The sequence below is a fragment of the Acidisoma cellulosilyticum genome (assembly GCF_020621385.1).
Lineage (GTDB): Bacteria > Pseudomonadota > Alphaproteobacteria > Acetobacterales > Acetobacteraceae > Acidisoma > Acidisoma cellulosilyticum.
Map to the genome: position 1 here is coordinate 336,738 of NZ_JAESVA010000001.1, position 20,933 is coordinate 357,670.

At 64.3% G+C, this 20,933-nt stretch carries 25 protein-coding genes; 23 read left to right on the plus strand and 2 right to left on the minus strand.

All coding sequences use genetic code 11. The annotated features are described in order from the left end of the window. Window positions 1-6: 6 nt before the first annotated feature. The 12 genes from urtE to ACELLULO517_RS01560 all read left to right on the plus strand — a co-directional run bounded on the left by urtE (window position 7) and on the right by ACELLULO517_RS01560 (window position 9,090). Complete coding sequence (gene urtE / locus ACELLULO517_RS01505; RefSeq protein WP_227305126.1) at window positions 7-702, plus strand: urea ABC transporter ATP-binding subunit UrtE; 696 nt, start codon at window positions 7-9, stop codon at window positions 700-702. 203 nt (window positions 703-905) lie between these two features. Then, entirely contained in the window at window positions 906-1,778 is an 873-nt protein-coding gene (locus ACELLULO517_RS01510; protein ID WP_227305129.1) for an urease accessory protein UreD, read from the plus strand. Between the two features lie 16 nt (window positions 1,779-1,794). Next, on the plus strand, window positions 1,795-2,097 hold the full coding sequence (locus tag ACELLULO517_RS01515; protein ID WP_227305131.1) for an urease subunit gamma: 303 nt from the start codon (window positions 1,795-1,797) through the stop codon (window positions 2,095-2,097). Between the two features lie 11 nt (window positions 2,098-2,108). Next, on the plus strand, window positions 2,109-2,420 hold the full coding sequence (locus ACELLULO517_RS01520) for an urease subunit beta (RefSeq protein ID WP_227305134.1): 312 nt from the start codon (window positions 2,109-2,111) through the stop codon (window positions 2,418-2,420). Between the two features lie 4 nt (window positions 2,421-2,424). Next, window positions 2,425-4,131 carry an urease subunit alpha gene (gene ureC / locus ACELLULO517_RS01525; protein ID WP_227305136.1) on the plus strand — a complete coding sequence of 569 codons (1,707 nt, stop codon included), beginning with the start codon at window positions 2,425-2,427 and terminating at the stop codon, window positions 4,129-4,131. A 237-nt stretch (window positions 4,132-4,368) separates the two neighbouring features. After that, a complete protein-coding gene (locus ACELLULO517_RS01530) occupies window positions 4,369-4,872 on the plus strand; it encodes an urease accessory protein UreE (protein WP_227305139.1) in 504 nt (167 codons plus the stop codon). Further along, window positions 4,790-5,542, plus strand: a complete 753-nt coding sequence (locus ACELLULO517_RS01535) for an urease accessory protein UreF (protein ID WP_227305142.1) — start codon at window positions 4,790-4,792, stop codon at window positions 5,540-5,542. The genes ACELLULO517_RS01530 and ACELLULO517_RS01535 overlap by 83 nt, the downstream gene beginning before the upstream one ends. Further along, window positions 5,539-6,165 carry an urease accessory protein UreG gene (gene ureG / locus ACELLULO517_RS01540; protein WP_227305146.1) on the plus strand — a complete coding sequence of 209 codons (627 nt, stop codon included), beginning with the start codon at window positions 5,539-5,541 and terminating at the stop codon, window positions 6,163-6,165. The genes ACELLULO517_RS01535 and ureG overlap by 4 nt, the downstream gene beginning before the upstream one ends. Window positions 6,166-6,269: 104 nt before the next feature. After that, entirely contained in the window at window positions 6,270-6,848 is a 579-nt protein-coding gene (locus ACELLULO517_RS01545; RefSeq protein ID WP_227305148.1) for a hypothetical protein, read from the plus strand. 82 nt (window positions 6,849-6,930) lie between these two features. Continuing rightward, window positions 6,931-7,257 carry a cupin domain-containing protein gene (locus ACELLULO517_RS01550; RefSeq protein WP_227305150.1) on the plus strand — a complete coding sequence of 109 codons (327 nt, stop codon included), beginning with the start codon at window positions 6,931-6,933 and terminating at the stop codon, window positions 7,255-7,257. Then, the gene (locus tag ACELLULO517_RS01555; RefSeq protein WP_227305153.1) at window positions 7,254-7,763 is read left to right on the plus strand and encodes a GNAT family N-acetyltransferase; all 510 of its coding nucleotides are present in this window, start codon (window positions 7,254-7,256) and stop codon (window positions 7,761-7,763) included. Before ACELLULO517_RS01550 ends, ACELLULO517_RS01555 begins: the two co-directional genes overlap by 4 nt. A 28-nt stretch (window positions 7,764-7,791) precedes the next feature. Continuing rightward, window positions 7,792-9,090 (plus strand): D-amino acid dehydrogenase, encoded by a 1,299-nt coding sequence (locus ACELLULO517_RS01560; protein WP_227305169.1) that lies wholly within the window; start codon window positions 7,792-7,794, stop codon window positions 9,088-9,090. On the opposite strand, the gene ACELLULO517_RS01565 is transcribed toward ACELLULO517_RS01560, so the two are convergent. Both ACELLULO517_RS01565 and ACELLULO517_RS01570 read right to left on the minus strand, forming a co-directional pair. Further along, on the minus strand, window positions 9,075-10,592 hold the full coding sequence (locus tag ACELLULO517_RS01565) for a sensor domain-containing diguanylate cyclase (RefSeq protein ID WP_227305171.1): 1,518 nt from the start codon (window positions 10,590-10,592) through the stop codon (window positions 9,075-9,077). The genes ACELLULO517_RS01560 and ACELLULO517_RS01565 overlap by 16 nt on opposite strands. A 193-nt stretch (window positions 10,593-10,785) precedes the next feature. Next, window positions 10,786-11,124 (minus strand): TIGR02300 family protein, encoded by a 339-nt coding sequence (locus tag ACELLULO517_RS01570; RefSeq protein ID WP_227305174.1) that lies wholly within the window; start codon window positions 11,122-11,124, stop codon window positions 10,786-10,788. 113 nt (window positions 11,125-11,237) lie between these two features. Between ACELLULO517_RS01570 and aroA the strand changes: the two genes are divergently transcribed. From aroA to trpA, 11 genes are all read left to right on the plus strand, one after another. After that, on the plus strand, window positions 11,238-12,599 hold the full coding sequence (gene aroA, locus ACELLULO517_RS01575) for a 3-phosphoshikimate 1-carboxyvinyltransferase (RefSeq protein ID WP_227305176.1): 1,362 nt from the start codon (window positions 11,238-11,240) through the stop codon (window positions 12,597-12,599). After that, window positions 12,596-13,255, plus strand: coding sequence for a (d)CMP kinase (cmk, locus tag ACELLULO517_RS01580; protein ID WP_227305179.1), 660 nt, complete (start codon window positions 12,596-12,598; stop codon window positions 13,253-13,255). Before aroA ends, cmk begins: the two co-directional genes overlap by 4 nt. Before the next feature lie 301 nt (window positions 13,256-13,556). Then, window positions 13,557-15,242, plus strand: coding sequence for a 30S ribosomal protein S1 (rpsA, locus tag ACELLULO517_RS01585; protein WP_264481289.1), 1,686 nt, complete (start codon window positions 13,557-13,559; stop codon window positions 15,240-15,242). Between the two features lie 108 nt (window positions 15,243-15,350). Continuing rightward, window positions 15,351-16,265 (plus strand): signal peptide peptidase SppA, encoded by a 915-nt coding sequence (gene sppA, locus ACELLULO517_RS01590; RefSeq protein WP_227305186.1) that lies wholly within the window; start codon window positions 15,351-15,353, stop codon window positions 16,263-16,265. A gap of 89 nt (window positions 16,266-16,354) precedes the next feature. Further along, complete coding sequence (ihfB, locus tag ACELLULO517_RS01595; protein ID WP_227305188.1) at window positions 16,355-16,660, plus strand: integration host factor subunit beta; 306 nt, start codon at window positions 16,355-16,357, stop codon at window positions 16,658-16,660. A 6-nt stretch (window positions 16,661-16,666) separates the two neighbouring features. After that, on the plus strand, window positions 16,667-16,918 hold the full coding sequence (locus ACELLULO517_RS01600) for a hypothetical protein (protein ID WP_227305191.1): 252 nt from the start codon (window positions 16,667-16,669) through the stop codon (window positions 16,916-16,918). Window positions 16,919-17,101: 183 nt separating this feature from the next. Further along, window positions 17,102-17,464, plus strand: a complete 363-nt coding sequence (locus ACELLULO517_RS01605; RefSeq protein ID WP_227305193.1) for a lipopolysaccharide assembly protein LapA domain-containing protein — start codon at window positions 17,102-17,104, stop codon at window positions 17,462-17,464. Window positions 17,465-17,468: 4 nt separating this feature from the next. Then, the gene (gene pyrF, locus ACELLULO517_RS01610) at window positions 17,469-18,170 is read left to right on the plus strand and encodes an orotidine-5'-phosphate decarboxylase (protein ID WP_227305196.1); all 702 of its coding nucleotides are present in this window, start codon (window positions 17,469-17,471) and stop codon (window positions 18,168-18,170) included. A gap of 5 nt (window positions 18,171-18,175) precedes the next feature. Further along, window positions 18,176-18,865: a phosphoribosylanthranilate isomerase gene (locus ACELLULO517_RS01615; RefSeq protein ID WP_227305199.1), complete on the plus strand. Its 690-nt coding sequence runs from the start codon at window positions 18,176-18,178 to the stop codon at window positions 18,863-18,865. After that, entirely contained in the window at window positions 18,862-20,097 is a 1,236-nt protein-coding gene (gene trpB, locus ACELLULO517_RS01620; protein WP_227305202.1) for a tryptophan synthase subunit beta, read from the plus strand. The genes ACELLULO517_RS01615 and trpB overlap by 4 nt, the downstream gene beginning before the upstream one ends. Then, complete coding sequence (gene trpA, locus ACELLULO517_RS01625; RefSeq protein WP_227305205.1) at window positions 20,094-20,924, plus strand: tryptophan synthase subunit alpha; 831 nt, start codon at window positions 20,094-20,096, stop codon at window positions 20,922-20,924. Before trpB ends, trpA begins: the two co-directional genes overlap by 4 nt. The last annotated feature ends 9 nt before the right edge of the window (window positions 20,925-20,933 follow it).

The following is a 20,933-nucleotide window of genomic DNA, read 5'->3' on the forward strand; positions in this document are numbered from 1 at the left end:
CGCGTGATGCTCGAAGTACAAAACGTCAATCTGCATTACGGCGCTGCCATCGCGCTGCGTGGCGTCTCCATCAAGGCAGAACTCGGCACGGTCACGTCCATTCTTGGCCGCAACGGTGTCGGCAAAACCAGCCTGCTGCGGGCGATTACCGGCGCGCATCCGATTTCGGGCGGCGATATCCGCTGGGAAGGCAGTAGCATCGCCAAGATGCCGGCCTATGAGCGCGCCAAGCGCGGCATCGCCTGGGTGCCGCAGGGCCGCGATATTTTTCCGCTGCTGACGGTGCGGGAAAATCTGGAAACCGGTTTCGCTGTCCTGCCCCGGCGCGAACGCAAAATCCCGGATGAGATTTTCGAGCTGTTCCCGATTCTGAAAAGCATGATGGGCCGGCGTGGCGGCGATCTGTCAGGCGGGCAGCAGCAGCAGCTCGCCATCGGCCGCGCGCTGGTCATGCGGCCGCGTCTGCTGGTGCTGGATGAGCCGACCGAGGGCATCCAGCCGAGCATCATCAAGGATATCGGCCGCGTCATTTCTCTTCTCCGCAGCCGTGGCACCATGGCGATCCTGCTGGTCGAGCAATATTACGATTTCGCCCATGAACTGGCGCAGACCCTGGCGGTGATGGATCGTGGTTCGATCGTCGTGGCCGGTGAGCGCGACAGCCTGGATGAGACGGAGGTGCGGAAGCATCTGTCGGTGTGAGCGGGTCATTGCCCAATCTCTCCCAGTCATCCGCGGACTCGTTCCGCGGACCTACCCGATCGGGCGCCCAGACAGCGTATCGGCGCTAAAGCGGGTGGATGCGCGGCATGAAGCCGCGCAAGACGAAAAAAGGGACGCACATGACATTGGAAGAGCCCGCGTCCCGGATGGCTCTGGATGCCGCTTCATGCGACAGAGGGTTGATGGATACGCCCGCCCTCTCGACTGCGCCTGCACTCGCCCCGGCCCCCCCCCAGCGCGCCTTCGGCCGCCTGCGCGTCGCCTTCAACCGGCGAGGCGAGGAGACCGTGCTGGCCGTACTACGACAGGAAGGCTGCTTCAAAGCGCGCCAGCCGCGCCCCGAGCCCGGCGGCATTCCCGAAACCGTGCTGCTCAATACCTCAGGCGGGATTACCGGCGGGGATGATCTGGCGGCCAGGATCGAGGCCGAGGACGGCACCCATTTCGTCGTCACCACGCAGGCGGCCGAACGCTACTACAAAGCCAGCCCCGCCTCCCCACCTGCCACCATCCGCTCGGACCTCAGGGTCGAAGACGGGGCGCTGCTGGAATGGCTGCCGCAGGAGACGATCCTGTTCGACCGCTGCCGGGTCGACCGGACGCTGTCCGTCGATCTGGCGCCCGGCGCCCGTTTCCTGGGCGTCGAAAGCCTCATCTTCGGGCGGCAGGCGATGGGTGAGACTGTGGACGAGATCAGCCTGCGCGACCGCATCATCATCCGGCACGGCGGAAAGCTGATCCTGCATGACGCGACCCGGCTTGAGGGTGAGGTCGCCACGCTGATGGCGCGCGCCAGCACCTTCGCCGACGCCCGTGCCATGGCGACCATCGTCGCGGTGCGCCCGGATGCCGGGGATTTTGTGGAGCCTTTGCGGGCGGCCCTTGGCCAAGGGCTACTGCCGGACCATAGTCTGGAAGCTGGCGTCTCGGCCTGGAATGGCCTTGTTCTTGCGAGACTGCTGGCGACGGATGGTGCGACCCTACGCAGGGCGGTGATGGCGGCGCTGGATATTCTACGAGCCGGCGCACCGCTGCCGCGCGTATGGCAATTGTGAAGGGAGAGAGTTTCAGGTGAACCTGACGCCCAGAGAAAAAGACAAGCTGCTCATTGCCATGGCCGCCAATGTCGCGCGCCGCCGGCTGGAGCGTGGCGTGGTGCTCAACTACCCGGAAGCGATCGCGCTGATCACCGATTTCGTGGTCGAAGGGGCGCGTGACGGCCGCACCGTCGCCGATCTGATGGAAGCGGGCGCGCATGTCATCACCCGCGCGCAGGTCATGGAGGGAATCCCCGAGATGATCCATGACGTGCAGGTGGAAGCGACCTTCCCCGACGGCACCAAGCTCGTCACCGTTCACCAGCCGATCCGCTGAAGGAGACGCCCATGATCCCCGGAGAACTCATCCCAGCGGCCGGCGATATTGAGATCAATGTCGGCGCCAAGGAACTGAGACTGACCGTCGCCAATACTGGGGACCGTCCGGTGCAGGTCGGCAGCCATTATCATTTCGCGGAAACCAATCCCGGCCTGCAATTCGACCGCGCGGCCGCACGCGGCTATCGGCTGGATATTCCGGCGGGAACAGCCGTGCGCTTCGAGCCCGGGCAGTCGCGCGAAGTCGTGCTGATCCCCATCAGCGGCGCCCGCGTCATCTACGGTTTCCGGGGCGATGTCTCCGGCAGTTTGGAAGGCTGACATCATGGCCCGCATGTCCCGCCACGCCTATGCGCATATGTTCGGCCCGACGGTGGGCGACCGCGTGCGGCTGGCCGATACCGAATTGTTCGTCGAGGTCGAGCGTGATTTCACGACCTATGGCGAGGAAGTGAAATTCGGCGGCGGCAAGGTCATTCGTGACGGCATGGGCCAGTCCCAGGTCACGAATGCGGCCGGCGCCGCCGATACCGTCATCACCAATGCGCTGATCATCGACCATTGGGGCATCGTCAAAGCCGATGTCGCGCTGAAGGGCGGGCGCATCGCCGGCATCGGCAAGGCCGGCAACCCGGATACGCAGCCCAATGTCACTATCATCATCGGGCCGGGCACCGAGATCATTGCCGGCGAAGGCCGAATTCTGACGGCCGGTGGCTTCGACAGCCATATCCATTTCATCTGCCCGCAGCAGGTGGATGAGGCGCTGTCATCCGGCCTGACCACCATGCTGGGCGGCGGCACCGGCCCCGCCACCGGCACGGCGGCGACCACCTGCACGCCCGGCCCTTTCCACCTCGCGCGCATGCTGCAGGCGGCGGAAGGCCTGCCGATGAACCTTGCCTTCGCGGGCAAGGGCAATGCGTCGCGGCCGGAAGCGCTGGAGGAGATGATCCGCGCTGGCGCCTGCGCGCTGAAGCTGCATGAGGATTGGGGCACCACGCCCGCCGCCATCGACAACTGCCTGACGGTCGCGGACCGCTTCGACGTTCAGGTCATGATCCATACGGATACGCTGAACGAAAGCGGCTTCGTGGAGGATTCAATCGCCGCCATCGGCGGGCGCACCATCCATGCCTATCACACCGAAGGCGCGGGCGGCGGCCATGCGCCGGATATCATCCGCGTCGCCGGCCTGCCGAACGTCATTCCGTCCAGCACGAACCCGACGCGCCCCTATACGCGCAACACGCTGGATGAGCATCTCGATATGCTCATGGTGTGTCATCACCTGGACCCAGAAATCCCCGAGGATATCGCCTTCGCGGAAAGCCGCATCCGGCGGGAGACGATCGCGGCCGAGGATATCCTGCACGATATCGGCGCCTTCTCGATCATCAGTTCCGACAGCCAGGCCATGGGCCGCGTGGGCGAGGTGATTACCCGCACCTGGCAGACGGCGCATAAGATGAAGGTGCAGCGTGGGTCTTTGCCCGGTGACGGTGCGGCCGACAATGCGCGCGTAAAACGCTATATCGCGAAATACACGATCAACCCGGCCATCGCGCATGGCATTTCCGAGCATGTCGGCTCGATCGAAATCGGCAAGCTGGCTGATCTCGTGTTGTGGACACCGGCTTTCTTTGGCGTGAAGCCGGACATGGTGCTGAAATCCGGCACCATCGCCATGGCGATGATGGGCGACCCGAATGCGTCCATCCCGACGCCGCAGCCCGTGCATAGCCGGCCGATGTTCGGCAATTTCGGCCGCTCGCTGACGCTCTCCTCCGTGCTGTTCGTCTCGGGTGCGGCGATCGACGCCGATCTTGGGACGCAGCTTGGCCTGTCGCGGGAATTGGTCGCGGTGAACAATACGCGTGGCGGCATCGGCAAGGCGAGCATGGTGCATAATGATGCGACGCCGGATATCGAGGTTGATCCGGAAACCTATGAAGTGCGCGCGGACGGCGTTCTGCTCACCTGCGAACCGGCGACTGTGCTGCCGATGGCGCAGCGGTATTTTCTGTTCTGATGATGAGGGCTTGCCACTTCACAATCGTCATCCCTGGCCTTGTGCCGGGGATCTACCCGCCTGGGCGCCTTCACGGAGAAGCCGGGACAAGCCCTTCCTGTATCGTCACGCTCGGGCTTGACCCGAGGGTCCACTCGTACGCTTGGGCGCCGCAGCGCATGGATGCCCGGGTCAAGCCCGGGCATGACGAGATGGGGTTCGGGGATGAGCTGGCGAGCGTGACTATGGAAAAGAAAAATGCGCGCCACTGAATACCTTGCCGCAGGCTCCTGGAAACCAGCCGATGCGGCAGACGCCGTGCTGCTGGACCATGACCATCGGCACCGCCGCCGCTTTTTGCTTAAGACTTTGTCTGGTCAGGAATGCCTGCTTGATCTCGCGCAGGCCGTCGCGCTGAAACATGGCGACGGCTTGAAGCTGGAGGATGGCCGTATCCTCGCCGTGCAGGCCATGCCGGAACGTGTGCTGGATATCCATGCCCATGACGAAGACGCGCTGATGCGCATCGCTTGGCACTTAGGCAACCGGCATCTGCCGGTGCAGTTCCTGCCCGGCGAAATCCGCATCCGCTACGATCATGTGATCGCGGAGATGGTGGAGCTTCTCGGCGGCCATGCCGAGGAAAATGAAGCGCCCTTCGACCCTGAATCCGGCGCCTATGCGCCGGGTACCGGCGGCGGGCATCACCACCACCATGGCGACGACGACCATGACCATGGTCACCACCATCACCATGACTGAGCCAGCCTCCCTCAGCGACGACGGCTTTCTGAAGCTGTTGACCTGGCTGTCGCCTGCCTTCCCGACCGGCGGTTTCGCCTATAGCCATGGCATCGAATGGGCCGTGGAAACGGGCGATGCTAAATCAACCGCCGGCATCGTCGGCTGGATCGTCGATATTCTGGAGCAGGGCAGCGGACGGACGGATGCCATTCTGCTGCGCCACGCGCATCGCGCGGCGGGTGACGCCGAAGCCCTGGCCGAAATCGCAGCGCTTGCGGCAGCCCTGCCCGGCTGTCGCGAACGGCTGCTGGAAACGACCGCTCAGGGCAATGCCTTCATCGCCGCCGCGCGCGCCTGGCCGCATCCGATCCTGCAACAGCTTGGCGATGACATCGCCTATCCGGTCGCGGTCGGCGCCATCGCGGCCAGCCACGGCATTGCCGAGGAACGCGCGACCTTGGGCTTTCTGCACACTTTCGCCGCCAATCTGGTCTCGTCCGCCGTGCGCATCATTCCGCTCGGACAACAGGCCGGTTTGCGCATTCTGGCGGCGCTGGAACCCGTTCTGGTCGCGGTCTGCAACGACAGCCGCCACCAGACGCTCGACGATATCGGCAGCAGCAGCATCCGCGCCGATCTCGCGGCCATGCATCACGAAACCCAATATACGAGGTTATTCCGCACATGAGTTCTTCGCCCCACGGCCCGCTTCGCGTGGGCATCGGCGGTCCTGTCGGCACCGGCAAGACCGCTCTCATGGATGCGCTGTGCAAGACGTTGCGCGATACCTACAATATCGCGGCGATCACCAACGACATCTACACCAAGGAAGATGCGGAGTTCCTGACGCGCGCCGGCAGCCTGACGCCCGACCGCATCCTGGGGATTGAGACCGGTGGCTGCCCGCATACCGCCATCCGTGAAGATGCCAGCATCAACCTTGCCGGCGTCTCCGACCTCAACAAGCGCTTTCCCGGCCTGGACGTGATCCTGATCGAAAGCGGCGGCGACAATCTGGCAGCGACCTTCAGCCCCGAGCTCGCCGATATCACGATCTATGTCATCGACGTCTCGGCCGGCGACAAGATCCCGCGCAAGGGCGGACCGGGCATTACCCGCAGCGATCTGCTGGTCATCAACAAGATCGATCTGGCGCCCTATGTCGGTGCCAGCCTGGACGTGATGGATCGCGATTCGCGAAAGATGCGCGGTGAGCGGCCCTTCGTCTTCACCAATATCCGTGCAGGACAAGGGGTGGCCGATATCGCGGCCTTCATCGAGCGCCACGGCGGTCTTTCGCGGGCGGCTTAGTTTTTATCGCGTCATCCCCGGCCTTATGGCTGGCGGAAATTGTCAAAACCCTGGCGCATTCAGCCATTCCTCTGAGGAGCGATTCCCGTCTAGGCTCAGCCGGAATGGTCAATGTCGCCAATATCGTTGCGCGTCAGCCTTTGCTCCAGCCCACCGCCCAGGTGCTGGCCGCAGGTGCTGTGGCTGGCATTCTGACAATGGCGGTCAGCAGTTTCGGCCTGTTCGATATGCCTCTGATGGCCGGTTGCGGCCCCGGCATGCTGCAGGCGAGCCTGGCCGTCGCACTGCGCGTGACGGCCAGCATGGTCGTCATCGGCATCCTGACCGCGCGCCCTCAGATGATCTGTTCGCGTCAGGGGCTGCTGACGCTGGCCGCTTGGATTCTGGGCCTGACGGTTTTTGCCGTCCTTGATCAGCACGCAGTGACGATCAGCCTGACGCTGACCGATCCTCTCGCAGGACCGTTGCTGCGTGCGACGCCTCTGCTGGTCGGACTGCTCGCCGCTTCCCTCGCACCGCGGGGTCAGAAAATCTGCATCGCCGCAATGATCGTCATGACCCATGCCGGTCTCATGACTTGGCCCTGGATGGCCCTCTGCGCCGCGCTGACCGCCTGGACCGAGACCAGGCGCAGCCGCGAATGTGGCCTGCGCCGGTCGCAACGCCCCCGACTTTCTGTTTGAGTTTCCGCTGCTTAGACTGATCCCACCTAGGCGGATGGAGGCTGAATTGGCTGAAACGCTGAAAGCGTCTCTGGCTGCGTTTATGACGCGCCTGCCCGGGCCACCGGATGCTGTTTGGCCCGAGGGCGTGCCTTTCGCCGATGCCTTCCGACACGGAACCATGTCCGTCGAAATCTTCGCGCCCCGCGGCACCGACCGGCAAGCGCCGCATGCGCAGGATGAGCTTTACGTCGTCGTCAGCGGCCAGGCGCGTTTCGACCACAACGGCGTCGTCATGACGGCCGAGACCGGCGACGTGCTGTTCGTACCCGCCGGCGATCCGCATTTCTTTCTCGATATGAGCGCGGATTTCGCGACCTGGGTCATTTTCTGGGGACCCCGCGGCGGCGAGAAGGATGCGCCGTCATGACCGATCATTTCATCCGGGCGGAGCCGGGCGATCTGGAGTCGATCATCACCCTCACCCATGCGGCCTACCTGCCCTATACGGTCATGCTCGGTGCACCACCTTTGCCGGTCACGACAGATTACGCGCCGCGCATCGCGGCTGGCGAAGTCTGGCTGCTACACCGCGGCGACGCGGTCGGCAGCGACCCCGTCGCGCTGACCGGTCTGCTTGTCCTGGAGCTGCACGAGGATCACGGCATGATCTACAGCGTCGCCGTCGCCCCCGGCTTTCAGGGACAAGGGCATGGCGTGCGTCTGCTGCGCCATGCCGAAAAGCTGGTGCGCGACGCCGGCCATGGCGAAATCCGGCTTTATACGAATGCGCGGATGGAGCGGAACATCGCCCTTTATCAATCCTTCGGCTATCGCGAGACCGGACGCCGCCCCAACCCTCATCGTCCCGGTTGGTTCATCGTCGACATGGCCAAGCCCCTCAGCCGCCCGCCTTGGCAGGGTAATTGCACCTGATCCGCAAGCGATAGAGGGAGCATGAGCCTTGAAGCGGATTGCCATTGTCGGTGCCGGCGTCACGGGCATCACCACCGCCTATAGTCTGTTGAAGCGAGGCTTTGACGTGACGGTCTTTGACCGCCACCGCTATGCCGGGATGGAGACGTCCTTCGCCAATGGCGGCCAGCTTTCGGCCAGCAATGCGGAAGTGTGGAATTCCTGGGCGACCCTCTTCAAAGGCGTCAAATGGATGCTGAAGACGGATGCGCCTCTGCTCGTGAACCCGGCACCCTCCTGGCATAAATACAGCTGGATGGCGGAATTCGTCGCCCAGATCCCGCATTATCGCCGCAATACGATCGAAACCGTGAAGCTCGCCATCGCCTCCCGCCGTTTTCTGGATGAGACGGCCGAGACGGAAGGCATCGATTTCGACCGCGAGCCGCGCGGCATCCTGCATATCTATCGCGATAAGAAGAGTTTCGACGGTGCTGCCCGCGTCAACAAGCTCTATGCCGAAGGCGGGCTAGATCGTGTCGCTGTGACGCCCGCGGAAATCCGCGCCATCGAACCCGCGCTGAGCGGGGATTTCTACGGCGGCTTCTTTACGGAATCAGACTACACCGGCGACATCCACAGCTTCACGCGCGGTCTGGCTGCCGTCTGCGCCAAACGCGGCGCGACCTTCCACCACGATGTCACGGTCGGGCAATTGGAACACACTCAGGCAGGCGTCGATGTGACCTGGACGCCAGCCCATGCTTCCGGACCCGTGGAAAAAGAAAGATTTGACGGCATTGTGATCTGCGCCGGTGTCGCGAGCAGGCAATTCGCGGCTCAGCTGGGCGACCGCGTCAACATCTACCCGGTGAAGGGCTATTCCATCACCATCCCGCTGATCGGGCCGGAAAGCCGCCGCGCCGCACCCTGGGTCAGCCTGCTGGACGATGGCGCCAAGATCGTTTCCAGCCGCTACGAAGACCGGCTGCGCGTCGCCGGCACGGCGGAGTTCAACGGCTATAACCGCGATATCCGCGCGGACCGCATCCGCCCGCTGGAACATTGGACGCGGCAACTCTTCCCCGGCATTGATACCAGCGGTGCCATTCCCTGGGCCGGGCTCAGGCCGATGCTGCCGAGCATGCTACCGCGTGTGGGGCCGGGCCGGGCGCCAGGGGTCTTCTACAATACGGGCCATGGCCATCTCGGTTGGACGCTCTCTGCTGTGACCGCCGAAATGGTTGCCGACAGCATCATGAATAACGCCGCGCTTGGCGCTTCCCAGGCGCCGGGCATGACGATGCCCAAGCCGCGTCAGGCGGGGCCAACTCAGGCGGCGGGCTGAGAGCCAGCCAGGGTGATCCGATTGCGGCCATCGGTTTTGCTTTGGTAGAGCGCAGCATCGGCGAGCGCGACCAGCTGTTCCACCGTCGCTGCACCTCCCGGCACCGCATTCGCAACACCCACGCTGATCGTGACCACACCATGAATCGGCGCGTGCTCGATCGCCAAGGATGCAAGCTGTGCCTGGATCTTTTCGGCAATCAGCATGGCGCCATCACGATGCGTGTCCGGCAGGACGACTGCGAATTCCTCCCCGCCATAGCGCGCCGCGATATCGCCGGGCCGGCGTATCGTTTCCTCGATGCAGCGGGCAAGCATGCGCAGCACATTGTCGCCGGATTGATGGCCGTAGTGATCGTTATATTGCTTGAAATAGTCAGCATCGATCATCAGCAGCGAGATCGGCTTCAACGACCGCCGGCAACGCCGCCATTCCCGCGCGATATTCTCGTCGAAACCGCGTCTGTTCAATAGCGCTGTCAACTGGTCGGTGCGGGCAAGCTCCTCCAGCTGATGGTTCAATTCGTGCAACTGCCGATCCTGCAACAGTTTGCTGCGAAGCTGCTGAATGACGGCGACCGTCAGCGCCACCACAACCACCGCCAGAAAGCCGACCGCGACCAGTAGCACGATGGCGCGTTCGTTCCAGCCCTGGAAGATGTCTTCCTTCGAGAGACCAACGAACACAAACAGCGGCAGATCACCGACGCGGCTTGCGGTGACAAGGCGGTAATTGCCGTCTATGGCCGACTTACGCTCGTCGTGAAAAATCGCGCCGGGCTTTTGATGTTCCAATGCCGCTGGGACAGGGATCGGAAGACAGAGCTTGTCCGGCGGCAAAGGCTGGCGTGCCAGCAGGATATGGTTGGCGTCGATCAGCCCGATAATGCCACGATCCCCAAGTTTGATCTGGCTAAAGACGCCCTGAATCCATGACATGGGCAGCATAGCGATGACATTGAGGGGCTGGCCCAGTCGTGGATCGCGCACCCTACGGATCAACGCGACCTCCGGCTCATGCGGCCGCGCCTTGACGACACTGCTGATGCCGAGCCCGTTGCTGCCGAAGCTTGCCGTTGCCAGCACGTTCGGAAGAGCCCGCACATATTTGCTGGTGATTTCAGGACGGGAACTGATGAGTACCTGCCCGGTGGCATTCACGATAATGATATCGCCGGCACTTTCCCGCTCCGCGAGACCACCAAAGAGAGTCTCGGCATCCGGCAGCACGCCGTCTTGAACAGAGGGCGATGCCAGTGTGGAGACGATGTCCTGCAAACGGATATCGTAGCGGCTGATCTCGATTTCGACGGTTTGTTCGGCCAGGACGAGAATATTCTCGGCCATCAAATTGGCGCGATAAATGAGATCGGCCCGGGCTTCGAGCAGAACCAGAATACAGCCAGCGATGAGGACGACAATCGCCACGCCGATGACCGCGGCGATCCCACGAAAGGATACCAACCCGGCGGCAAAGTCAGACTTCAGCTTTGCCTCAGGCATCGCCCAACGTCTCGGTTTCCCACTCAATGCCACCGCAGCCGCCGTCATGGCATCTCAGGGCGGTCTTTATTAACGGCTTGAGAGCGCATCGCCAAATCGGCGGACGCTGATTTGGCGCGACGAGGGTCCGGAGACTGCTTTGGAGACCATGCTGCCCCGCGGATGAACCGACGAGGCAGCCGGTCAGCGGACCTTACTGGTCGCGCTCGTCCGAGTCCTTCTCGACCTCGATCTCCGTCTCGATCGCATCATCGTCATCGTCAAGATCGGCGCTCTCGTCGAGCACGTCGTCATCCTCGGCGATCTCTTCGGCCTCGACGGCCTCGACATCGCCCTCTTCTTCACGCGCAGCCGGGACCGGCTTCTTCAAGCGCCGGTCATCGACCGGCGTACCACCACGCTTCAGGCGCGGCTGTTCGGGCGGCTGTTCGGTACCGCATTTCGGGCAGCTGGGCGTCGCCTTGCCCAAATCGTAGAAGCGTGTCCCGCAGGAGACGCAGGTGCGCTTTGCGCCTAGTTCAGGCTTAACCATCGGGAGCCTCGTCAGGGTAGCCGGGTTCGGAAAGGGGGCGGCCTTGCCATCCCCGGAGCGCGCTGTCAAACCCCGTTTCTTCGCATTTGCCTTACCCGCGTCAAGAGAAGCCGATGGATCATTCCCCAAAGACCGCCCAGACAGCGGCACAACCCCTGACAAGCCGGCCGGGAACGACCCCTCTGGCGGGCCAGATTCGCGTGCCCGGCGACAAATCCATCAGCCATCGCGCCCTGATGTTCGGGGCGCTCGCCGATGGCGAGACTCGCATCACCGGTCTGCTGGAAGGCGAGGACGTGCTGCGCACCGCCGACGCCATGCGGGCGCTGGGCGCGGACGTGACGCAGCTTGGCGCCGGCCAATGGCATGTCCGCGGTCAGGGACGTGGCCGCCTGCAGGAGCCGAAAGACGTGCTCGATATGGGCAATTCCGGCACGGCGGCGCGGCTGATCTGCGGCATTCTGGCCAGCCACCCGATTTTCGCTGTGCTGACGGGGGACGGCAGCCTGCGCAGCCGGCCGATGAAACGCGTCACCGACCCGCTGTCCGGCATCGGCGCCCGATTCGCGGGCCGCGCCGGCGGGCGCCTGCCTTTGGCGATCGAAGGCACGGCCACGCCGACGCCGCTCGTCTACCGTCTGCCTGTCGCCTCAGCCCAGGTGAAGTCCGCGATCCTCCTCGCCGGCCTCAATGCCGAGGGCGAGACGGTCGTGGAAGAACCCGAGGCAACTCGCGACCATACCGAAAACATGCTCCGCCATTTCGGCGCGACCGTCTCGGTCGAAGTTCAAGGCCATGGGCGTGTGGTTCGTCTAGTCGGCAAGCCTCGCCTGACCGCCGCCGATATCGTGGTGCCGGGCGATCCGTCCTCGGCGGCCTTTCCCATCATCGCGGTGCTGATCGTGCCGGGCTCTGCCGTCACCATCGATAATGTCGGCCTCAACCCGCTCCGCACGGGCCTGTTCACGACATTGCAGGAGATGGGCGCAGACCTGACGGTCGCCAATGAGCGCATCGAAGGTGGCGAACCCGTGGGCGATCTCATCATCCGTGCCGGCGCGCTGCAGGCGGTCGAGGTGCCGCGCAGCCGCGTGCCCAGCATGGTCGATGAATTTCCGGTCCTCGCGGTCGCCGCGGCCTTTGCGAGCGGCACCAGCCGGTTCCGCGGCCTGTCCGAATTGCGGGTGAAGGAAAGCGACCGCCTGACCGCCACGGCCGCCCTGCTCTCGGTCAATGGCGTCAGTGTCGAGATCGAGGGCGACGACCTTGTCATCCACGGCAGCGGGGGAAAGCCACCCGCCGGTGGCGGCAAGGTCGAAACGCATATGGACCATCGCATTGCGATGTCGGCTCTCGTGCTGGGCCTCGGCACGGCAGCCCCGGTCACCGTCGATGACGCCGCCTTTATCGAAACCAGTTTCCCGCATTTCGCGGACCTGATGCGCGGCCTCGGCGCGGATATCGTCTCCGCATGAGCGACGGATTGCATAGCCTTGACGACCGCCCGCTGACGGTCGCGATCGACGGGCCGGCTGCCTCGGGCAAGGGTACTTTGGCCAAGCGTCTGGCAGTTTTGCTCGGCGTGCCGCATCTCGATACCGGTCTGCTCTACCGCGCGGTCGGGCGCCGCGTGCTGGACGACGGCGCCGACCCTGCCGATGCCGAAGCAGCCACGGCCGCGGCCGTCGCCCTTGTGCCGGCGGATCTCGGGCGCAGCGATCTGCGCGGGCCCGTGGCGGATGCCGCCGCCGCCAAGGTCGCCTCCGTACCCGGCGTGCGCGCGGCCCTGCTGGAATTTCAGCGGCGCTTTGCGCAGAGCGGTGCCGTGTTGGACGGGCGCGATATCGGCACCGTGGTGCTGCCGGACGCCCAGGTGAAGCTTTTCGTCACCGCCGGGCTTGATGTCCGCGCCCGGCGCCGGCATCAGGAACTGATGGCGCGCGGTGGCAATGTCCCCGATTTTGAGATGATCCGCGCGGAAATGGCCGCGCGGGACGAAGCTGACCGCACACGGGCCGCGGCCCCTTTGCGCCCAGCCGATGACGCAGCGATTCTCGATACGAGCAGCCTGGACGCGAGTGAAGCGCTGGCGCGGGCGGAAGCGATCATTCGTTGGAAGCTTGGCGTATAAGCGCCTATCGGCCGGTCGCGCCGAGATTGCAAAGGCGATGCGTCCATAATCGCGTGGCTTTTGCTTGACTCGTAGCCCACTCGGCGTATGTCTCCGCCCAAACCGCGTGCGTGGTGATTGCGCGCAGACGGTTCGCTCTTTCAACCGGTCCGCAAGATCTGCGGGCAAGCCGTGTCGGCCGGGGATCGTCCCTTAAGGCCCAGATGCGCAGACCCTGTGCGGCTCCTCCTGGTGCCGCACGCTTCTGATCAAGGACAGAAACAGCCACATGTCAGCCAGTTCCGACCTCCGCCCACGCGATATGTCCGCGGAGGAGGATTTTGCGTCCCTTCTCGATGAAACCCTCGGCCGTGACACCGGCTTCGACGGTTCCGTCGTCTCCGGCCGCGTGCTTCGCGTCACCGACGATGCCGTCATCGTCGATGTCGGCCTGAAGAGCGAAGGCCGCGTCCCCCTCAAGGAATTCGGCCCGCCGGGCCAGAAGCCGGAAGTCGCCATCGGCGACGTCGTCGAGCTTTATGTGGAGCGTTACGAGGACCGCGACGGTTCCATCGTGCTGTCCCGCGAGAAGGCCCGCCGGGAAGAGTCTTGGACGAATCTTGAGAAGGCCCACGCTGCCAACCAGCGCGTGAACGGCACGATCTACAGCCGCGTCAAGGGTGGCTTCACCGTCGACCTCGGCGGCGCTGTGGCGTTCCTGCCGGGCAGCCAGGTCGATATCCGCCCCGTGCGCGACGTCGGGCCCCTGATGGGCACCCCGCAGCCGTTCCAGATCCTGAAGATGGATCGCGCTCGCGGCAATATCGTGGTGTCGCGCCGCGCCGTTCTGGAAGAGACCCGTGCGGAGCAGCGCAGCGAGCTGATCCAGGGCCTGAAGGAAGGCATGGTGCTCGACGGCGTTGTGAAGAACATCACCGATTACGGCGCTTTCGTCGATCTGGGCGGTGTGGACGGCCTGCTGCATGTCACCGACATCGCCTGGCGCCGCATCAACCACCCGAGCGAAGCTCTGCAGATCGGCCAGCCCGTCAAGGTGCAGGTCATCCGCTTCAACCAAGAGACCCAGCGTATCAGCCTCGGCATGAAGCAGCTTGAGATTGATCCGTGGGAAGGTGTCGCGGCCAAGTATCCGCCGGGCGCGAAGTTCACCGGCCGCGTGACGAACATCACCGACTACGGCGCCTTCGTGGAGCTGGAGCCGGGCGTCGAAGGTCTGGTGCACGTTTCCGAAATGTCCTGGACGAAGAAGAACGTCCATCCGGGCAAGATCGTGGCCACCAGCCAGGAAGTCGACGTGCTGGTGCTGGACGTGGATGCGTCCAAGCGCCGTATCTCCCTCGGCCTCAAGCAGGTTCAGCGCAACCCGTGGGAGCAGTTCGTCGAGGAGCATCCGGTCGGTACCGAGATCGAAGGCGAAATCCGCAACATCACGGAATTCGGCCTCTTCATCGCGATCACCGCGGATATCGACGGCATGGCCCACATGTCCGACCTGTCCTGGGACGAAGCCGGCGAGCAGGCGATCACCCGCTTCGAGAAGGGCAATGTCATCAAGGCGAAGGTTCTCGACGTCGATGTCGAGAAGGAACGCATCAGCCTCGGCATCAAGCAACTGCGTGATGATCCGGCGGCCGGCGTGTTCGATCGCGTCCACAAGGGCGACATCGTCACCTGCGTCGTGACGGCCGTGCAGGCCAATGGCGTCGAAGTCTCGGTCGACGAAGTCCTGACGGGCTTCATCCGCCGCGCCGAACTCGCCCGCGACAAGGGCGACCAGCGCCCCGACCGCTTCGCCGTCGGCGAAAAGGTCGATGCCAAGATCATCTCGGTGGACCGTGCTGCCCGCAAGCTCGCGCTCACCATTCGCGGCAAGGAAATGGACGAGGACAAGCAGGCCGTTCAGGAATACGGCTCTGCCGACTCCGGCGCTTCGCTTGGTGACATCCTGGGTGCGGCGATCCGTCGCCGTAACCAGCAGACCGACTGACCAAGGCTAATCTCTCGACCTGGGCTCTAGGGCCTGGGTAGATAGGGGCCGCGGGTGGTGCGACAGCACTGCCCGCGGCCTTTTTCGTTTGGGTTGGATAAAACGCGCATGAGCCTGGAAACCGATCTCATCCTCGACCGGCATCGGCTGAAGCGCCGGCTGATCACCTGGCGCGTGATCGCGATCCTGGCCGTGCTATTCGCGGCTCTCGCCGTCATCGGTCGCGCCGATTTCCAACTGCCCGGCGACCGCTATGTCGCGGTGCTGCACGTGAACGGCATCATCACCGATGACGAGAAGCGCGTGCGCGCCGTCTCCCGCCTCGCCGGTGACAGTGACGTTGCGGCACTGATGGTGGAGATCGATAGCCCCGGCGGTTCCGTCGCGGGCGGCGAAGCGCTGCATGATGCCGTCGCCCGGGTGGCGGCGGTAAAGCCGGTCGTCACCGTCATGGGCGGCACGGCGGCCTCCGCCGGTTATATGATCGCGGTGCCGGCGGCCCGCATCTTCGCGCGCAATGCGACCATCACCGGCTCGATCGGCGTCATTATGGAGGCGCCGGAATTCTCCGGCCTACTGGATAAGCTTGGCATCGACGTGCAGACCCTTGTCTCCGGCCCGCTCAAAGGCCAACCCAGCTTCTCGGCGCCGATGACGCCCGCCGGCCATGTCGCACTGCAATCCCTGCTCATGGACCTGTATGACCAGTTCGTCGGCATGGTGGCCGATGGGCGCCATATGAGCGTCGATGACGTCCGCAAACTGGCCGACGGCCGCGCCTATACCGGCCGTCAGGCAATCGGGTTGCACTTGGTGGACCAGATCGGCGGGGAGGATGACGCCCGTGCCTGGTTGGCCTCGGCGAAAGGAATCCCCGCGAGCCTGCCCTTGCGCGATGTGCATCTGCGAAAGAAGGGCGTTTCGCTTTTCGGAATTCGGCTGAACGGATTAGCTAATCTCTTGTTTTCCCAGACAGTTCCGCTTGACGGCGCGGTGGCACTCTGGCAGCCTTCGACTGACTGACACGCCTTGGACGACGGGTCGGCACCGTGGCCTCGTCTTGGCGACTAGCGACGTGACGTTCCGCTGAGAAAAGGGTGAAGGCCAGCCGCATGACGAAGTCTGAGCTGATCGCCGCACTCGCTGAAGCCAATCAGCACCTCACCGCCAAGGATGTGGAAACGATCGTCGGCACCATTTTCGACCAGATCAGCGTCGCCCTGGCGCGCGGGGAACGGGTGGAGCTGCGCGGGTTTGGCGCCTTCACCGTGAAGCAGCGCGTGGCACGCACCGGCCGCAACCCGCGCACGGGCGAGGCAGTCGCGGTGGATGAGAAGGTCGTGCCCTTCTTCAAGGCCGGCAAGGAACTGCGCAGCCGCGTCAATCGCGGACCCATTCCCGGTGGCAAGGGTGAATAGCCACACTTGGTGGCGCTCAAGCGCCCTTTGGGCAAAACCGCGCGCAACGAGAAACTGAAGCTCGCGGCCAGTTTCTTCAATTCCCTCGCTGTCAGTGCGGTCGTGGCCGCTTTCGTGGTACCAGGGGTTGCGATTACCGAGCATGCTCCTCCTTATCATGTGAGCTGGTCGCTGATTTTTGTGGTAGGATGCTGGTGTGTCGTCGGTATATTCGCCCATCTCGTCGCTCAGGCGATTTTAGAAAAATTGGTCGATTGAATGTCTGCTGAGACAATCTCCTGGGTCACCCCGCTGGCATTGATCGTATTACTGGCTGGTGCTCGATGGTGGATCCGCCACCACTGAGCTGTCGCACCGATTTACCGGACCTCACCGCAATCTGACGGAAGCGTTGACTGGGGCGGAGTTTCTCATTCCGCGCTGATCGCATACACTCCCGCCATGCTCCGCTTGATCCCTGCTCTCATCCTCGTCCTCATTCTGATCGTTTTCGGCCTGTCGAACCGCGAAGCGGTGACGCTCGGCTTCTGGCCGACGAATTACGCGGCAACCGTGCCACTGTCGGTCGCGATTCTGATCGGCATGGCCCTCGCCTTCCTGCTGGGCGCCGCCATCGTATGGCTGGACCATATCGGCCTCGGCCGACGTGCCCGCCGGGCGGAGGCGCAGGTCCGCCGCCTTCAGGCCCAGCTGGCCGAGGCGGAGCTGAGGCAAAAGCCGCCGATCATCGCCACCATGCCGCCTGCCCGCATGCCTGTATTGGCCGGGACCGTCACCGGCCCTTTGCCCCCGCCTGAGGCCTAAGCCCATGACTAAGCCCGCCAATCCCATTATCGCCGCGATCGACACGACCGATCTCTCAACCGCAATGCGCTGGTCTCAGCAGCTCAACGGGCAGGTCGGCATGCTGAAGCTCGGGCTCGCCTTCTACCTCGCCCATGGCGCGGCGGGCGTACGCCAGGTCACCGAAAAGCCCGTCTTCCTAGACCTCAAGCTGCATGACATTCCGAACACCGTCGCGGGCGGTGTCACCGCCGTGCTGTCGCTGGGCGCCGCAATGCTGACGCTTCATGCCGGCGGTGGTACCGCGATGATCGCCGCCGCCCGCAATGCGGCTGAGACAGCCGGCGGCGCGCGTCCGAAACTGCTGGCGGTCACCGTTCTGACCAGCCTGTCGGCTGAGGCATTGGCGGAGACGGGTGTCGCCGACAACCCGTCTCAGCAGGTGCTGCGCCTCGCCAAGCTGGCGTTGAAATCCGGCGCTGACGGGCTTGTCTGCAGCCCGCTGGAAGTCGCCATGCTGCGCGCCGAAATCGGGCCCGAGCCGCTGCTCGTTGTCCCCGGCATCCGGCCTGCGGGTGCCGCCGTCGGCGACCAGGCCCGCACGCTCACCCCGCGCGAGGCGATCGGTGCCGGCGCCGATTGGCTCGTCATCGGCCGGCCGATCACCGGTGCCGCCGATCCCGCGCAAGCTGCGGCGGCCATCGCCGCTGACCTCGAACAGGGGTAGGCAGCATGCGTGTGAAGATCTGCGGCATGAATGATGCCGCGGCCTATGAAACGGCGGTCGATGCCGGTGCGGATTACGTGGGCTTCGTTTTCTTCCCACGCTCCCCGCGCTTCGTCACGCCCGCGCAGGCGGCTGCCATCCGCGCGGTTCGACCCGGAAGCCCGCCTGCCGTCGGTCTTTTCGTGAAGCCCGAGCTGGATCAGATCGCCGCGGTGCTGGAGACGATGCCGCTGGATATCTTCCAGATCTATGGCACGCCCGAGCTGGCACAGGCTATTCGCGCGCGTTTCGGCCGACCGGTTTGGCTGGCGCGCGGCGTCTCGTCGCGGGGTGAGCTTCCGGCGGCTGAAGATGCGGGCCAGGGACTGGACGCGTTGATGATCGAAAGCAAGCCGCCGCCGGGCGCGGATCGGCCGGGCGGTAATGCGACAGCGCTGGATTGGTCCATCCTCGCCGGTTGGACGCCCGCTCTGCCCTGGCTGCTGGCCGGGGGGCTGACGCCCGAGAATGTCGCGGAGGCCATCGCGGCCTCCGGTGCGATGGCCGTCGACGTCTCCTCCGGCGTCGAAAGCAGTCCGGGCGTCAAGGATTTGACGCGCATCAGGAATTTCATCACGGCGTCACGAAACGCGGCTCCTGGCCTTTCGGCTAGCACGGACGCGGAGTATGAGAGCACCGGTCAGGGGGTCTCGTGAACCAGCATTTCTCTCCAGGTCTAGCCGGCGGCCAGAACAGCCTGCGCAATTTGCCGGATGATCGCGGACGCTTCGGCAAGTTCGGCGGTCGCTTCGTGGCCGAGACGCTGATGCCCGTCATCCGCGAGGTCGAGAGCGCCTATCTCGCCATCAAAAACGACGCCGCCTTCCATGCCGAGCTTGACGGCTACCTGAAGAATTATGTCGGCCGCCCCAGTGCCCTTTGGTACGCCGAGCGCCTGACCGAGCATCTGGGCGGTGCGAAGATCTATCTGAAGCGCGAGGACCTGAACCATACGGGCGCGCACAAGATCAATTCCTGCATGGGCCAGATTTTGCTCGCCCGCCGCATGGGCAAGACCCGCATCATCGCTGAGACCGGCGCCGGCCAGCATGGCGTCGCGACGGCCACCGTCTGCGCGCTGTTTGGCCTGCCCTGCGTGATTTATATGGGCGCCACCGATGTCGAGCGGCAGAAGCCCAATGTCTTTCGCATGAAGCTGCTCGGCGCTGAGGTTCGTCCGGTTTCGGCCGGCGCCGGCACACTGAAGGACGCGATGAACGAGGCGCTGCGCGACTGGGTCGCCAATGTCGACGATACCTATTACCTCATCGGCACGGCCGCCGGCCCACATCCCTTTCCCGCTATGGTGCGGGACTTCCAATGCGTCATCGGCAATGAGGCCCGCGCCCAGCTGATGGAGGCCGAAGGTCGTCTGCCGGATGTCGCCATCGCCTGTGTGGGTGGTGGATCCAACGCCATCGGCCTGTTCCATCCCTTCCTGGACGAGCCCGTGCGCCTGATCGGCGTCGAAGCCGGCGGCCATGGCATCGATACCGACAAGACCGCCGCAAGTCTGGCGCGCGGCAAGCCGGGCGTGCTGCACGGCAATCTGACCTATCTGCTGCAGAACGACGACGGCCAGATTCAGGAAGCGCATTCCATCAGCGCCGGCCTGGACTATCCGGGCCTCGGGCCAGAACATTCCTGGCTGTTCGAGAACGGCCGCGTGGAATACGTGCCGATTGACGATGACGAGGCGCTGGAAGCCTTCCAGCTGCTCTGCCGCGTCGAAGGCATTATCCCGGCCCTGGAAAGCGCGCATGCGCTGGCCCATGTCACCAAGCTGGCGCCCACCCTGGACCGCGACAAGATCATCCTCGTCAATCTCAGCGGCCGCGGCGACAAGGACATCTTCACGGTCGCCGACCATACGGGGGTCACTCTGTGAGCCGGATTGCCGCACGTTTCGCGAACCTGAAGAAGGAAGGGCGCGGCGCGCTTATCCCTTTCCTGGAAGCTTTCGACCCTGATCTGGAGACCAGCCAGGCGATCCTGGCCGGGATGCCGGCGGCCGGCGCCGATCTCATCGAAATCGGCATGCCTTTCACCGACCCGATGGCGGACGGCCCAATCATTCAGCTCGCCGGACAGCGCGGGTTGAAGGCAGGGGCGACGCTCAAGGGCACGCTCACCATGGTTCGCCGCTTCCGTGAGACGGACGACCGCACGCCGATTATCCTCATGGGCTATCTGAACCCGATCGTCGCCTATGGTCCCGAGGTTTTCTGCCAGGATGCGGCAGCGGCCGGCGTGGACGGGCTGATCGCGGTCGATCTGCCGCCTGAAGAAGCCGATCTTCTCGCGCCGCATGCGGCGGCGCAGGGCATCGACATCATCCGCCTTGTCGCCCCTACGACCGACGAAGCGCGCCTGCCCTATGTGCTCGAAGGCAGTTCCGGCTTCGTCTATTACGTCAGCATCGCCGGGATCACCGGCACGCGCACGGCAAGCAGCGCCGATCTATCCGCCGCCATTCCCCGCGTGCGGAAATTCACCGACCTGCCGATCGCCATCGGCTTCGGCATCCGCACGCCCGAACAGGCGGCCAATGCGACTGAGATTGCGGATGCGGCCATCGTCGCCTCCGCCTTGATCGATACCCTCGCCCGCAACCTCGATGAGGACGGACGAGCCCTTCCCGGCACGGTCGAGATTGTGCTGGATCAGGTCCGCGCCTTGGCGGAGGCCGTGCGCGGCGTCCGCGTGGCGGCCTGATCCAAGCCC